The organism is Actinomycetota bacterium (genome assembly GCA_041658565.1).
Taxonomy (GTDB): Bacteria; Actinomycetota; AC-67; order AC-67; family AC-67; genus JBAZZY01.
On record JBAZZY010000001.1, the window covers coordinates 89,397 to 102,657 of the forward strand.

Consider the following 13,261-nt stretch of genomic DNA (forward strand, 5'->3'; position numbering starts at 1 on the left):
TAGATTGACAAACGTGGGGCGCAATCCCCAAATAGAGTTTCGGTGGCCATGGCGGAGGGGTCACACCCGGTCCCATCCCGAACCCGGAAGTTAAGTCCTCCAGCGCCGATGGTACTGCGCGGGCAGCTGCGTGGGAGAGTAGGACGCCGCCGAGACACTTCGAGGCCGGTCCAATTGGACCGGCCTCGGCCTATGTACGCCGGGCATGTGCAATCGCTTGGAGGTGAAAGTCCTCTGGACGCGGAGGTGGTCCGTAGTCCGAGCCAAAGGCAACTGCGTCACCGCGAGGTGGGGTGGGGAGGAAGCCGGAGGCGAAACCCTGCACCGAGGAACACGAACCGCATATGAGGCGGGACGACCTGGATGAGCTGGCATGGCACAGCGAAGTCCGTACCCACCGAAGGGTCGTTCCGTAAATGCGGCGGGCGTAGGGGGAAAGTGGTTGTGCTTATCCCGGGAGATCTGCCGGAGTGTCAGAGCACAAGCATGGCTGAGGTCGAGCCATCGCCTGACCGCTGTCGCAGCGATGCGCCGGCGGACCCGGCAGAAGTCAGCAGAGGCCATAGTAGTGACGCTGTTCGTCGCGAAGGGCCGAACGTAAAGCGAAAGGACGATCATGTCCGGCTCGTGCAGACGCGCAAAGTGCAGCCAACCCGTCGTGGACGGGCCTGGGACGGTGCCGACGTGGTGAATCCACGGACCTCCGTTCCAGAGCAGATGCGTTTGCCGGTGCCCGGCATCGAAGATCCTCACCCCACCCGTTCTCTGTGGGACGACGTTTTCGCCGTCTCGAACATCGAACGGGCGATCCGACGTGTTGAGCGGAACAAGGGCGCTCCCGGTATCGATGGGGTGTCCACCCAAGAGCTGCGATCGCACTGGCGCACGCACTGGCCCGCGATCAATGCTGCGCTCGACGCTGGCGCCTACCAACCCGCACCCGTTCGCAGGGTGGAGATTCCAAAGCCCGATGGCGGCGTGCGAGTCCTGGGGGTGCCCACGGTGCAAGACCGTGTGATCCAGCAGGCTATCTTGCAGGTGCTCACTCCGATCTTCGACCCGACGTTTTCCGAGCAGAGTTTCGGGTTCCGTCCGAACCGCAGCGCGCATCAAGCCGTGAATGCGGCCCGGCGTTTCGTTGAGGAGGGCTCGGAGGTGGTCGTGGAGATTGATCTGGATCGTTTCTTTGACCGGATCAACCACGACATGCTCATGGCGAGGGTTGCGAGAAAGGTAAAAGACAAGCAAGTGCGCAAGCTGATCCGCTCTTTGCTGAACGCGGGCGTGATGGACGCTGGCGTGTGTGTGCGGACCGAGGAAGGAACCCCGCAAGGGGGGCCACTTTCGCCGCTGCTCGCCAATGTCATGCTCGACGATTTGGATCAGGAGTTGGAAAAGCGAGGGCATCGCTTCGTCCGTTACGCCGATGACTTAACGATCTACGTCGAAAGCGAGCGGGCGGGGCAGCGCGTCTTCGAGAGTATCTGCGGATTCATCGAGAAGCGATTGAAGCTCCGCGTGAACCGTTCAAAATCCAAAGTGGTTTCCGCTACGCGAGCGCATCTGCTCGGCTTTGGACTCTTGAAACGGAAAGGGACGGTTGGTGTCCGGATCGATTCGTTGGCAAAACGCAAGGCCAAGGATCGCATCCGGCGTCTGACATCCCGCAGCAGGGGTGTGTCGATGGAGCGCCGCATCCGCGAGGTCAACGCCTACATTCGCGGCTGGGTGAACTACTTCGGCCTGTCCGACACGCCGAGCACTTTCGACGAACTCGATCAGTGGCTTCGCCGCAGGCTCCGGCAGGCTCGTTGGAAGCAGTGGAAGCGGATACGCACCAAGGTTCGGATGCTTCGATCTTTGGGGATTCCCAAGCAGAAGGCCTATGAGTGGGCCAACACGCGAAAGGGCTCCTGGCGCACCGCAGGTTCTGCCCCACTTCAGCGAGCGATGCCCAACGCCTATTGGTCAGCCCTCGGCCTTGTTGGCTTCACCGAGGCTTACCGCCGTGTCAGGGAGTCTTTGCGAACCGCCGGATGCGGGCCCGCATGTCCGGTGGTGTGAGAGGGGCGGGGTAAACCCCCGCCCCCTACTCGATTTCCTCCTCTGCGCTCTGGGCGCGTTGGGGCGGGCGCCGGATGAAGGAATCGGGCCATCGCGCGGCGAATCAGTTGGCAAACACGTCGAGGGCGGCTGAACCTGGCTGCTGCATCGGAGGGACGAATGAGGAGCATAAAGACCTGGGGTCTAGTCGCATCGATTGCGCTGGTGGGATCCTTGGTACCCCTGGGCGCACACGCCGGCGAGTGGTGCGCCTCGAACATCGTGGTATTCAGCGGGGTGGATGCAGTCGGATCGGTGAACTCGAATGCCGCAGTGTGCATCGCGGAGGACGTCTGGGGCGAGGATACGGGCTATGACGGCCGGATCATCAACCCGGGGTCCGATTTCGTGTCCGTGCGATACGTCAACCCGTATTCGCTCACGGATGAGACGCTCACCGCCTATCTCGATGGGCTCGGGTTCGAGAACACGGAGATCACGCTCACCCGCGTGGAGTCCGCGACCGGTGAGGCAGTCTACGACTCCGAGCACCTTGACTTGGCCGCCGATGCCGTGGGGTGTATCACAGCGTCGATTCCGGCATTGATGCCGGATGAGGCGCCGAACTCGTTCCACACCGTGGGCGCTAGCTGCCCATAGGTTCTCGTGATTCGACGAAGGGCCGGCTCTGCCGGCCTTTCGTGTTCCCGGCCGTGTCGAGCTGTCGTTCTGGGCCCATGTGTGCGCGCGAGCATTCGGGAGCCCGCGCGCGCCGGTACACTTGCTGTGTGAGACCCCCAATCAAAGACTCAGAGCGGTTGCCGCGCGCGCTGGAGTTGGAACTTCAAAGGGCGGCGAAGCCGGGGCGTGGCGCCGACGCAGTGGCGTGGATGACCAAGGCTCGTCGGGCGGAGGCGGAAGGCAGGCGAGAGGCCGCGTACCGCGCGGCATGTCGGGTGAAAGAGATGGCGCCGCGTTCGTCGTCCGTCCGCCGGGTAATCGGCGTCGCGGCATGGCACACGGATCGTTGGCACGAGGCATCGCAGGAATTGCTGGCCTATCGTCGGTTCACGGGCGATTGCTCCTTCGACCCTGCGATCGCGGAGTGCTACCGGCGCCTTGGACGCCCGGAGCGGGCGAGGGACTTCCTGGCCCCCCTGAAGCCCGAAGATGTGTCGGCTCCGGTCTGGGCCGACGCACAGGTGGTGCGAGCCCGCAGCTTCGCCGACGTAGGGCGGGCGGAGGTTGGGCGAGATCTACTGGAGTCTGCGCTGCGAGCAGCACGCAGTCCCGCCGCGCGGGATCGCCTTCGCGGCGGCCTGGAGTCCCTGGCGGCGGCGCCGCAGTAGGGCGGTCGTGCGGGATCCACGGCGACACTCGCACATTGCCCTCGTGGGCAGTGGCGAGTTCACGCCCGCCATGGCGGACATCGATCGGGAGATCCTGGAGTCCATTGGTCCGGCGCCCAACGTGGTGATCTTGCCGACGGCCGCAGGAGGGGAAGATCCGCAGGATTGGGCGCTGCGTGGAATCGAGCACTTTTGGCGACTCGGAGCGCGCAGCGTGGGGCTGATGGTGATCGACCGGGCGCACGCAGAGGACCCCGACAACGTCCGTATCGTCGAGCGCGCGGACCTGTTGTACATCTCCGGAGGAAAGACTGCCCGGCTGCTTACCGCGTTGGAGGGTTCCCCGCTGTGGGAAGGGTTCCTCGTCGCGCGCGAGGCCGGTGCGTGGCTCGTCGGGTCGTCGGCCGGCGCGATGGCGCTGGGGGACTGGGCGCTTGTGCACCGGCCCGAAGACGGGCACGGGACGCCGACGTTGTGGACCCCGGGGCTCGGGATATTGCAGGGATATGCTGTTGTTCCTCATTTTGATCGCTGGACTGAGGCCGAAGCGCTCGCGGACGAGATCAGCCGGTCGTGCTCAGTCATCGGGATCGACGAGGACACTGCAGTTCTCTTGCACGGGACTCACGCCATCGTCGCGGGGGCGGGTCGAGCACGCGTCATCGGCGGCGAGCACGCGGGTCCGTGGCGTGCGAACGGCGAGCGCTTCGACCTAATCTAGTGGTGAGTCGAGAAATACCGAAGGTATCCGGCGGCACTTGAGCGAAAAGCGTTGAGGGCCTCGAACTTCGCCACGAGTTCCGGACGATCGTGAACGGCGGCGTAGTCGGCGGCGGTGCGCTCTAGCAACCGCTCGGCGAGGAAGTCGATGTCGTGCGACTCGGCCATCGCGTCCCGGACGATGTCGCCGTAACGCACGAGGCGCTCCTCTGCCTCGACCAGCATGTCCCGGTCGGCCGGCGCAGGTCCGAAGTGCGTTAGATACAACCCGGAAGGCCGGCGCTCGCGGAACCTTCGCAGTGTTGACAGAGCGAGGTCTAAGTCGAAATCCGGTGGGGGCGTAGCCGGTCGCAGCACGTCGGCTTCGGGCAGGTACACGCCCATTGCGTCCCCGACGAAGATGACGCCCGATTCCGAGTCCTGGACGGCCATGTGGTGTCGCGCGTGTCCCGTTGCCTGGATGATCTCGAGAGTGCGGCCGGCACCGAGGTCGATGATGTCGCCGGCGTCGACCGCGCGCAGCCGTTCGACCGGAACCGGCTGAAGGGGACCGAACAGGGTGTCCAACCGAGAGCCAAAGACGCGAGCGGCACTCGCCATGAGCTTCGTCGGGTCCGCCAGGTGCGACGCGCCGTCGCGGTGGACGATGATCTGCGCGCGCGGGAACAACGCGGCCAAGTCGCCGGCTCCACCGGCGTGGTCTAGGTGAATGTGCGAAACGACGATGTAGGCAAGATCCCCGGCACCGATGCCGAGTTGCGCGAGGCCGGCGACGAGCGTCGCAGCTACCGTCGCCGGTCCCGTCTCGAAGAGTGCCGGACGGTCGCCGGGGATGAGGAAACCGGCGACCAGTTCGCTCATCCCCGCCATCTCGGTGTCGATTGCGACGATGCCGCCCTCTAACTGAATCGTGTTCGGCATGAGCGGCTTCGCCTCTGTCAGTCCAGCGGGCGCAGAACGACGCCCGTGGCGGGTTTCGGAATGAAATAGGTCGATTTCTGAGGCATGGCGTCACCGGCTTCGGCTACTGCCCGAACCGCGTCGAACGGCATTGGGGCCAGCAGGAAGGCGAGCGTGGCGCGGCCCTGGGAAATCTCTTCGACTGCCTCGACGGGGCTGTGCACGAAATGCGGGGTGATCCCGTCGAGCAGGCGGTCGAAGACAAGTGCGTGCAGCACCGAGACGTCGAGATCCCTCCACGCCTGCGACCGGTTGGCCGGCATGGCCTCCGCCTCGGCTGCGTGGTCGCGCAGAGTAAGCCACCAGGACTGCGAAGCGTCGAGCATGCAGAACGTGCGGCCGCCCGTTTGTCGACCGGCGAGTTCAGCGGCGAGGGTCTTCGGATCACCGGCGGCAGGCTCGATGTCGAATACGGCCGACAGTCTTGCCAGTGCGTCCTCGGAGGTGATTCCTTCGACAACCCGGTGGATGGGAAGCAATGATGGACCGAAGCGCGAAGCGTCCACGAGGAACGTCATCTTGGCATCCCATGGGCCCGGCCCGTCGATCGCGCGGCGTTCGTCGCGGTAGGTCTGGGCGGTGCGCCAGCGATGGTGCCCGTCCGCGATTACCACCGACGCCTTTTCAATTGCGCGCGTGACTGCGCCGACGGCTTGGGGGTCGCTCAAGCACCATACGAGGTGTTCGATGCCGTCGGGTGTGGTGAATTGCGCGGCGGGCTCTGCGGAGGCTGCTGCGTCGATCGCGGCGTGGGCTGCGGCGTCGTCGCTGTCGTAGACGCAGAAGACGCAGTCCAGGTTGGTCTCGGCGGCGCGCAGAAGGCTTAGCCGGTCTTCCACGATCTTGGCGTATGTGCGCTCGTGGGGAAGCACTCCGCCGTCTGCGGGCTCGGCCAAGGTGACTGCAGCGAGGATGCCTCGCTGCGTGCGCCTCACACCGTCGAGCACATATCGCTGCTCGTAGACGTACAGGGATTCCCGGTCGTCACGACGCAAGACGCCGGAGCTGACCCATTCGTCGAGCTGGGCGCGCGCGCGCTCGTAGCGTGTTTGGTCTGGACCGCCGGGGACTGGTTGGGGGAGGACGAGGCGAACGACGTTGTACGGGCTCAAAGCTTCGAACTGCTCACGCTGCGTCGGCGAGATGACGTCGTATGGAGGGGAGACCACGGTGCTGAGATCTCCGGCGACTAAGGGGTCGTAGCGGAGACCGCGAAAGGGCGTGACTTCAGGCATGTCCCGTGTATAGCACTCCGGGCGCGGGGCGGGCGAATGCGCACTGTGCGCCGGACAAATCGCGAGCGGTTACACTGCCGTGCCGTGATTCTCGCCCAGGCCTTTCAGCGATTCGCCTTCGACCTCGATGGTGTGGTGTGGAAGGGGGACGACCCGATTCCCGGGGCTCCCGAGACCATCCGCGCGCTCAGGGACGCCGGCAAGCGCGTGTGCTTCGTAACAAACAACTCAGCCGAGGTGGCCGACACGTACGTGCGGAAACTCGACCGGATGGGCGCGGGGGCGACGGCTTCGGAAATCGTATCGAGCGCCGACGCTACCGCGCACATGCTCGATCGGGATGTCCCCGGCGTGCGCGGCCGGCTGGCTTTTGTCATAGGCGGTGAGGGATTGCGCGCCGCAGTTGCCTCGGTCGGCGCGAGACTCGCCAGCCTCGAAGAGGGCTCGGACGCGTCGGTCGTCGTGGTCGGCATCGATCGGGACTTGACCTATGACAAGCTCCGCGCCGCGACCTTGGCGATTCGAAAAGGGGCCACGTTCATTGCGAGCAACGCGGACGCGACCTATCCCTACCCCGAGGGCTTGGTGCCGGGAGCCGGCGCGATCGTCGCGGCGCTGCGGACTGCCTCCGGAGTCGAACCGGCGGTCGCGGGCAAGCCGGATCCGACCATGCTGGAGATCGCGGCCGAGCGGCTGGGAGGAACGCCCGCGCTCGCGGTTGGGGATCGCTTGGACACCGACATCCTCGCGGCACACACCGCCGGATGGCCGTGTGTGCTGGTGCTTTCCGGCGCCTCGGGCGTTCCCGACTTGGCAGTCGCGCGCGTCTGGCCGGATTTCATCGTCCGTCGGCTAAGCGACCTGCTCGTCGACCGCCCTTTCGCGAAGGTGCGGTCGGCGACCGGGCCGGATCTCCCACATATCGCAGGCATTCTGCACGCCGGAGGGTTGATTTCCGGGGCTGCGCGGGAGCGTCTGGGAAGAACAGTGGTTGCCGAGGTGGATCGGAAAGTGATTGGGACGGGAGCTTGGGAACTCGCGGGCGAATCGGCGATCCTGCGCTCAGTTGGGGTGGACGAGGCATGTCGCGGAGCCGGAGTGGGCACGCTCGTCGTAGGGGCGGTGCTGCGCAGGATTGCTGAGGCCGGCCACAGGGATGTCTACCTGGCGACTGATGGCGCCGAGGAGTTCTTCGTTTTGTGCGGCTTCCGTCCGTTTGCGCGCGAGGACGCTCCACCGGCGGTGATCGAGCATCGACAGATTGCTCGGGAGTGTCCGAGCACGGCCACGCTCATGCGTTTGAGATTGCCGTTTGCTTGAGTGGCAACTGCCATCTCAGAGTGACAGACGCGCCGGCGGACGCCGTGGCCTGAAGAGCCCCAGCAGGAGCATGCCCGCGATGAAGCCTCCCACGTGGGCCATGTATGCGACGCCGGTGCTCCCGGTGACGGACCCAAGCCCCTGGAAGACCTGCAGTAGGAACCAGAGTCCAAGTACGACCACCGCGGGCAGGTCGACGATCGTGATGAAGAAGAAGATCACGAGTGTGCGCACCCGTGCGCGGGGGAACGCAAGCAGATACGCCCCCAGGACGCCGGCGATCGCTCCCGAAGCTCCGACCATCGGAGTACCCGAATCCGGCGAGACAAAGGACTGCGCGAAGGTCGCGATGAGGCCGCACAGAAGATAGAAGAGCAGGAATCGCGCGCGCCCGAGGCGGTCCTCGATGTTGTTGCCGAAGATCCACAAGTACAGCATGTTGCCGGCGATGTGCAGAAAGCCGGCGTGCAGGAACATCGAGCGCAGCACCGATAACCACACGTTCTTGTTTGGGCAGAACGCCTCCTGGACTCTCACGATGGAGCTGGACGGGTCCACGTCTCCTCGGCGCGCGGCCTCCGCGGCAGACCTCCCATGAGTGATTTCGTAGGGGATCGCTGCAGAACAGACTGCGTAGTTTCGTTGCTCCGTCGTGCCGGCTCCGAAGCTGGGCTGGACGAAGATGAACATCACGAGGTTGATCACGATCAGAGCGGGAACAACGATCGCGCCCCGGCGAATCGGGTTGTCGTCGCGAAGCGGGATCATGTCTCTAGAAGAAACGGCGCAGCAGCAGGAGGTCCGCGGGGGACGCGTCCACGCGAACGCGCCGCATCAGCAAGGCCGGTCCGACCGGCAGTCGTCCCTGGATCATGGCGATGAGATCGTCGCTTCGCGCGGTGATGCGAACGTCGGCGTGGGACTTCGGATCTGCCGCCTCGACCTCGAGGATGCGCGCGTCGCGGATCTCGGCGCGGTACGCAGTTCCGAGGTCGGGGACGATGCACAGGATCGTCCTGTCCGGAATCGACCCAGGCGGCGGGTCGGCCTGATCCAAGCCGTCCATGAGGGAGCGCAGGGACTGTTCGATGTCGTCGGTGGTTGCCACGGGCACGAGGATACCAAGCGCGCCCGGGCGCGCGGGCCCCGGCCGCCGGACGGCGTATAGTTGGTTCGATGGATGAACCCCGGATCGATAATGAACTGGAGCGCATTGCGCAGCTTCCGCTCGACCAGCGTGCGGCCGAACTTGAGGTGATCGAGCAGGGTTTGCGCGCCTCGCTCGACGACGCTCCGAAGGCGTGAATCCCGGGGAGGTGGCCCTCCGGATGGGCCGGTTCGTGTCGCGCGGGGGCGAGAAGCTCGACGGAGCGCTGCGCGTGCTCGAGTTGGACGTCGCAGGTATGCGCGCGCTGGACGCCGGTGCGGCGACCGGCGGCTTCACTCACTGTCTGCTTTCGCGCGGGGTCGTCTCGGTTGTTGCTGTGGACGTGGCTTACGGCCAACTGGCGTGGGAACTGCGCACCGACCCAAGGGTGCAGGTCGTGGAGCGCACCAATGTCCGAAATCTCACGGCGGAATCCGTTGGAGGCGTGGTCGATCTGGTCGTCGCCGACTTGTCGTTCATCTCGCTGGCGGTCGTCGCCGATGCTCTGGTGTCGGTTGCCGGGGAGGGAGGGCGGTTGCTCGTCATGGTGAAGCCGCAGTTCGAGCTTCCTCGTGCCCGGGTTCCCCGTGGCGGCGTGGTGCGCGCGCCTGAGGACTGGAGTGCCGCCGCCCGTTCGGTGGCCGATGCGTACCGCGCGCGCGGATGCGTTCTTCTCGGGGCCGCTCCGTCGTCGTTGACAGGTCCTAAGGGGAACCGAGAGTTCTTCCTTCTATTCGGACGCGAGGGTGTCGACGCCTCCGATGAGGTTATCGATGCGGCGATAGAGGCTGCGCCGTGAAGCGAGTCGGGATCGTGCTGCACGGTGCCCGTCCGGAGGCTGCAGCGACTGCGGGCAGGCTCGCGGAACTCTTGCGCGCACAATCGATTGAAGTCGTCGCACTGGAGAGCGATGCCGCGCGCGTGCCGGGGTCCACGGTGACACCCGTCACTGAATTCTCCGACGACTTGGATCTGGTGTTTGTGCTCGGAGGGGATGGGACGCTGCTTCGTGCGGCGGAAATGGTCGGACCCCGCGGAGTGCCGCTGCTAGGGGTGAACTTTGGCGGTCTCGGCTTCTTGTCGGCGATCGAGCGAGGAGATCTGGAGTCCGAACTGGTTCACATCCTCGAGGGCGGCTTCCACGTCGAGGATCGGATGGTGCTGGCGGGGGAGATCGTCGACGGCGAGCGAACGACGCCGGTGTGGGCCATGAACGACGTCATCATCGAGAAGGCGTCGATTGGTCGCGCGATCAAGCTGGCGGTGTCGATCGGGGGCGAACCGTTTGTTTCTATTGCCGCCGACGGCATCATTATTGCGACGCCGACCGGCTCGACGGCGTACTCGTTCTCGGCGGGCGGCCCGGTGGTTTCACCGAAGATCGACTGCTTGATCGTTACGCCGGTCTCGCCGCACGGCCTGTTCCGAGCGCCGGTGATCGTCCCGCCCGATGAAGAGGTGCTGATCAACGTCCTTCCGGCCCTCGACGTAGGAGGACTTTCGGCTGACGGCCAGGAAGCGGTCGCGCTGTCGGCGAACGCTCAGATTCGGCTTCGCGCGCAGGCGCGCGGGGTGCGACTGGCAACGATCGATTCGACCCCGTTCTGGCGGATGGTTCACAGGAAGTTTGAGCTTCCCGGAGGACGGCGCTGACCATGGCGGCCGGAATGCGGCTGCGGAAGGGCCGAGAGCGACCTCGCCGCCGCTTGCGCGGAATTCGTTCCGAGTCGGGTGTCGTTGTCGGCGTGGCGCGGATCGACCACCGGACAAAGAACCTGCTGCATCGGGTGCGTCCGGGCGAGATTGCCGTGATCCTTCACGAGGATTTGGACCAAGCCTCTGCTGAAGGGCTCGTCGAAAGGGGTGTCGCGGCCGTTCTGAACTGCCATCGCTCGATTACAGGTCGCTACCCCAACGCCGGCCCGTTGGTTCTGGCGCGCGCCGGCATTCTGCTGGTCGACAACGTGGGCGAGGGGATTCTCGAGGCCATTCGCGACGGGGACCCGATTGAGATCAGAGGGGATGCGGTCTACCGCGAGGCCGTCGCCGTCGGTCGCGGCACCCGACTGGAGGGCGCGGAACTCGATCGAGCCATGAGCGCGGCGCAGGCGTCGATGGGGGATCAGCTCGAGCGTTTCGTGCGCAACACGATGGAGTACTTGCAGGCAGAGCGGGATCTCGTCTTGCGTGGGGAAGGCTTGCCCAAGCTGCGAACGCGGATCGAAGGCCGGCACGCGGTTGTGGTCGTTCGAGGGAACGAGCACCGCGAGGACCTCAGGACGCTTCGGAGCTATATCGCGGACATGCGGCCGGCACTGATCGCCGTCGATGGGGCTGCCGATGCGTTGATCGAAGAGGGGTTGCACCCGGACGTGATTATCGGAGACATGGATTCGGTTTCCACCGGCGCGCTCACTTGTGGCGCCGAGATCGTCGTTCACGCGTACGCGGACGGGCGCGCGCCGGGCCTGGAGCGAGTGCAGGGACTCGGCGTTGATGCGCACGTATTCCCCAGTGCGGGAACGAGCGAGGACATTGCACTGCTGATGGCCTACGAGAACGGCGCCGAGTTGATCGTGGCGGTGGGCGCACACGACAACCTGGTCGAGTTCTTGGACAAGGGACGAGCAGGGATGGCGAGCACGTTCGTCACGCGGCTGAAAGTCGGTCCCAAACTCGTGGATGTCAAAGGAGTGAATCGCTTGTATCGCACGCAGGTGCGCACGCGTGACATGCTGATCCTCGTTGGATCGGCACTGGTTGCAATGCTCGCCGCGGCATTCGCGTCCCCGGGGCTTCACCTGTGGGCACGTCTCGTCGCCGATTGGTTCCGGAACGTCTTCCACTCCATCGTCGGATGATCAACCTTCGCTATCACATTGTGTCGCTCATCGCGGTGTTCCTTGCGCTTGCGTTGGGAGTGATCGCGGGCACGACCGTCGTTGATCAAGGGCTGGTCCGGAACCTGCGCCGCCTCGGGAACTCGCTCCGAGATCAGCAGAACGCGCTGCGCGAGCAAAACAGTGAGTTCAAGCGTGAAATCGCGTTGTGGGACAGATTCGCGGACGCTCTGGTTCCCGGACTCATGCAGGATCGGCTGAAGGGTAAGCGCGTCGTGCTGCTGGTGGCCGACGGCCTGAAAGGTGAAACGCCGGGCGACGTTTCCGACGCGATTGTGACCGCGGGGGGAATTCCTTCCGGCCGTATCGAGTTCTCCGCGAAGTGGCGACTCGACGACCGAACCTCGCGCGAGCAACTGGCCCTGGCTCTGCGGCTTCCCGCGGACGCCGAAGTCCCGGATCTTCTCGAAGCCGCGGCGTCGCAGATCGCCGCTCGTCTCGTGGCTCCCGGGGACGTTCGTTCCGAAGGTGATGTGATTGGATCGCTCGTGCGGAGCGGCTTTGCGGACGTGACGGGTGACGCCGGTCGGATCTTTCCTTCCAAGGGGTCGCTGATCGTCTACATGGCCTCCGGGGCTCGGGCGGAGAACCCGTCGCCGGACGAGTTCGTCCTGCCATTGCTGCGTGCTGTTGCCGCGCGGGTGCCGACTGCGCTGGCCGAACCGCTGTCCTCCGTGAAATCGCTGGCCGAATTGGTCCGGCAGGACCGGGATTTGGGAGCGCGCGTTGTGACCGTCGACCATGCAGACACACTCCCGGGCCTGCTGGCACTCGTCTCGGGACTCAGGGATCTTGCCGCAGGGAAGCGCGCCGTCGCGTACGGCGTACGACGCGGGGCAAGCGCAATCGCGCCTGTTCCTGCGCCGACTCCGGTCCCGACCGGTAAAGCGTGAGCGCCACAGACAGACCGGCGGTTGTAGCGCTCGTGCCTGCTCGCGAGGAGGCCCAGCGCATCTCGGTGACCGTGCAAACCCTGCTCGGGATCGCAGGCGTAGATGGCGTCGTGGTTATAGACGATGCATCGACCGACGGCACTGCAGCCGCGGCCGCGGCCGCCGGCGCCCGCGTGCTAAGGCTCAAGCGTCGCCTCGGGAAAGGGGGTGCGCTCGCCTACGGTCTTGGCCGGATCCAGGCCGACCTCGTACTGCTCATCGACGCAGACCTGGGTGAGAGCGCTGGTGTTGCGGCGGCTCTCCTGGATCCGCTCCTGCGAGGTGAGGCCGACATGTCTGTGGCTTGTCCGCCGGTGACGGGTCCGAGTGGATTCGGCCTGGTGGAGGGTTTTGCGCGATGGGGAATCGAGCGCCTGACTGGGCGTCGCATGGAGCGACCTCTGTCGGGCCAGCGTGCGGTACGCGGGGAGATGTTGCGCGCGGTGGCACTCGCCCCGAGATTCGGTATCGAAGTCGGGCTGACTGTGGATGTGCTGCGTCGGGGGGGAAGAGTGGTCGAGGTCCCGTTCGAGATCTCCCACGCCCGCACCGGGCGGGACGTGCGGGGGTTCCGTCATCGGGGTCGCCAAGGGTGGGACATCTTCTGCGTGCTGACGCGCCGGGCCATTAGGCGCGGGGCGTGATAGACAGATGA

The 13,261-nt window shown here is 65.4% G+C and carries 15 protein-coding genes and 1 rRNA gene; 12 read left to right on the plus strand and 4 right to left on the minus strand.

What is annotated here, in order from left to right; translation table 11 throughout:
- Positions 1-38: 38 nt before the first annotated feature.
- The 5 genes from rrf to WDA27_00480 all read left to right on the plus strand — a co-directional run bounded on the left by rrf (position 39) and on the right by WDA27_00480 (position 4,113).
- Positions 39-155 (plus strand): 5S ribosomal RNA (gene rrf, locus WDA27_00460).
- A 562-nt stretch (positions 156-717) separates the two neighbouring features.
- Entirely contained in the window at positions 718-2,064 is a 1,347-nt protein-coding gene (gene ltrA, locus WDA27_00465) for a group II intron reverse transcriptase/maturase (protein MFA5889420.1), read from the plus strand.
- Positions 2,065-2,223: 159 nt separating this feature from the next.
- Positions 2,224-2,703, plus strand: coding sequence for a hypothetical protein (locus WDA27_00470; GenBank protein ID MFA5889421.1), 480 nt, complete (start codon positions 2,224-2,226; stop codon positions 2,701-2,703).
- A 128-nt stretch (positions 2,704-2,831) separates the two neighbouring features.
- Positions 2,832-3,392 carry a hypothetical protein gene (locus WDA27_00475; protein ID MFA5889422.1) on the plus strand — a complete coding sequence of 187 codons (561 nt, stop codon included), beginning with the start codon at positions 2,832-2,834 and terminating at the stop codon, positions 3,390-3,392.
- Positions 3,393-3,399: 7 nt separating this feature from the next.
- Positions 3,400-4,113, plus strand: coding sequence for a Type 1 glutamine amidotransferase-like domain-containing protein (locus WDA27_00480; GenBank protein MFA5889423.1), 714 nt, complete (start codon positions 3,400-3,402; stop codon positions 4,111-4,113).
- Here WDA27_00480 and WDA27_00485 read toward each other — a convergent pair.
- Both WDA27_00485 and WDA27_00490 read right to left on the minus strand, forming a co-directional pair.
- Positions 4,110-5,033, minus strand: a complete 924-nt coding sequence (locus WDA27_00485) for an MBL fold metallo-hydrolase (protein MFA5889424.1) — start codon at positions 5,031-5,033, stop codon at positions 4,110-4,112. The two genes, WDA27_00480 and WDA27_00485, sit on opposite strands and share 4 nt — an antisense overlap.
- A gap of 17 nt (positions 5,034-5,050) precedes the next feature.
- Positions 5,051-6,307: a DUF1015 domain-containing protein gene (locus WDA27_00490; GenBank protein MFA5889425.1), complete on the minus strand. Its 1,257-nt coding sequence runs from the start codon at positions 6,305-6,307 to the stop codon at positions 5,051-5,053.
- Positions 6,308-6,391: 84 nt separating this feature from the next.
- Here WDA27_00490 and WDA27_00495 point away from each other — a divergent pair, with 84 nt between their 5' ends.
- The gene (locus tag WDA27_00495) at positions 6,392-7,627 is read left to right on the plus strand and encodes an HAD-IIA family hydrolase (GenBank protein ID MFA5889426.1); all 1,236 of its coding nucleotides are present in this window, start codon (positions 6,392-6,394) and stop codon (positions 7,625-7,627) included.
- Between the two features lie 15 nt (positions 7,628-7,642).
- On the opposite strand, the gene WDA27_00500 is transcribed toward WDA27_00495, so the two are convergent.
- Together WDA27_00500 and WDA27_00505 are read right to left on the minus strand one after the other, a co-directional pair.
- A complete protein-coding gene (locus tag WDA27_00500) occupies positions 7,643-8,395 on the minus strand; it encodes a rhomboid family intramembrane serine protease (GenBank protein ID MFA5889427.1) in 753 nt (250 codons plus the stop codon).
- A gap of 4 nt (positions 8,396-8,399) precedes the next feature.
- A complete protein-coding gene (locus tag WDA27_00505) occupies positions 8,400-8,735 on the minus strand; it encodes an alkyl sulfatase (protein ID MFA5889428.1) in 336 nt (111 codons plus the stop codon).
- Positions 8,736-8,803: 68 nt separating this feature from the next.
- On the opposite strand from WDA27_00505, the gene WDA27_00510 reads away from it, so the two are divergent.
- Genes WDA27_00510 through WDA27_00535 form a run of 6 tightly spaced genes read left to right on the plus strand, consistent with a single transcriptional unit; the run spans position 8,804 to position 13,250 of the window.
- Entirely contained in the window at positions 8,804-8,932 is a 129-nt protein-coding gene (locus WDA27_00510; protein ID MFA5889429.1) for a hypothetical protein, read from the plus strand.
- Between the two features lie 23 nt (positions 8,933-8,955).
- Positions 8,956-9,573: an SAM-dependent methyltransferase gene (locus tag WDA27_00515; protein ID MFA5889430.1), complete on the plus strand. Its 618-nt coding sequence runs from the start codon at positions 8,956-8,958 to the stop codon at positions 9,571-9,573.
- A complete protein-coding gene (locus tag WDA27_00520) occupies positions 9,570-10,427 on the plus strand; it encodes an NAD(+)/NADH kinase (protein ID MFA5889431.1) in 858 nt (285 codons plus the stop codon). Before WDA27_00515 ends, WDA27_00520 begins: the two co-directional genes overlap by 4 nt.
- Positions 10,428-10,441: 14 nt before the next feature.
- Positions 10,442-11,635 (plus strand): putative cytokinetic ring protein SteA, encoded by a 1,194-nt coding sequence (gene steA / locus WDA27_00525; GenBank protein MFA5889432.1) that lies wholly within the window; start codon positions 10,442-10,444, stop codon positions 11,633-11,635.
- Complete coding sequence (locus WDA27_00530) at positions 11,632-12,567, plus strand: copper transporter (GenBank protein MFA5889433.1); 936 nt, start codon at positions 11,632-11,634, stop codon at positions 12,565-12,567. The genes steA and WDA27_00530 overlap by 4 nt, the downstream gene beginning before the upstream one ends.
- Complete coding sequence (locus WDA27_00535; protein ID MFA5889434.1) at positions 12,564-13,250, plus strand: glycosyltransferase; 687 nt, start codon at positions 12,564-12,566, stop codon at positions 13,248-13,250. Before WDA27_00530 ends, WDA27_00535 begins: the two co-directional genes overlap by 4 nt.
- Positions 13,251-13,261: the final 11 nt, after the last annotated feature.

Excerpts from the sequence above, each read along its gene's own strand:
- ltrA (MFA5889420.1), top strand. The coding sequence starts at position 718 with ATGCGTTTGCCGGTGCCCGGCATCGAAGATCCTCACCCCACCCGTTCT.
- WDA27_00470 (MFA5889421.1), top strand. The coding sequence starts at position 2,224 with ATGAGGAGCATAAAGACCTGGGGTCTAGTCGCATCGATTGCGCTGGTG.
- WDA27_00485 (MFA5889424.1), bottom strand. The coding sequence starts at position 5,033 with ATGCCGAACACGATTCAGTTAGAGGGCGGCATCGTCGCAATCGACACC.
- WDA27_00490 (MFA5889425.1), bottom strand. The coding sequence starts at position 6,307 with ATGCCTGAAGTCACGCCCTTTCGCGGTCTCCGCTACGACCCCTTAGTC.
- WDA27_00500 (MFA5889427.1), bottom strand. The coding sequence starts at position 8,395 with ATGATCCCGCTTCGCGACGACAACCCGATTCGCCGGGGCGCGATCGTT.
- WDA27_00510 (MFA5889429.1), top strand. The coding sequence starts at position 8,804 with ATGGATGAACCCCGGATCGATAATGAACTGGAGCGCATTGCGCAGCTT.
- WDA27_00515 (MFA5889430.1), top strand. The coding sequence starts at position 8,956 with ATGGGCCGGTTCGTGTCGCGCGGGGGCGAGAAGCTCGACGGAGCGCTG.
- steA (MFA5889432.1), top strand. The coding sequence starts at position 10,442 with ATGCGGCTGCGGAAGGGCCGAGAGCGACCTCGCCGCCGCTTGCGCGGA.
- WDA27_00530 (MFA5889433.1), top strand. The coding sequence starts at position 11,632 with ATGATCAACCTTCGCTATCACATTGTGTCGCTCATCGCGGTGTTCCTT.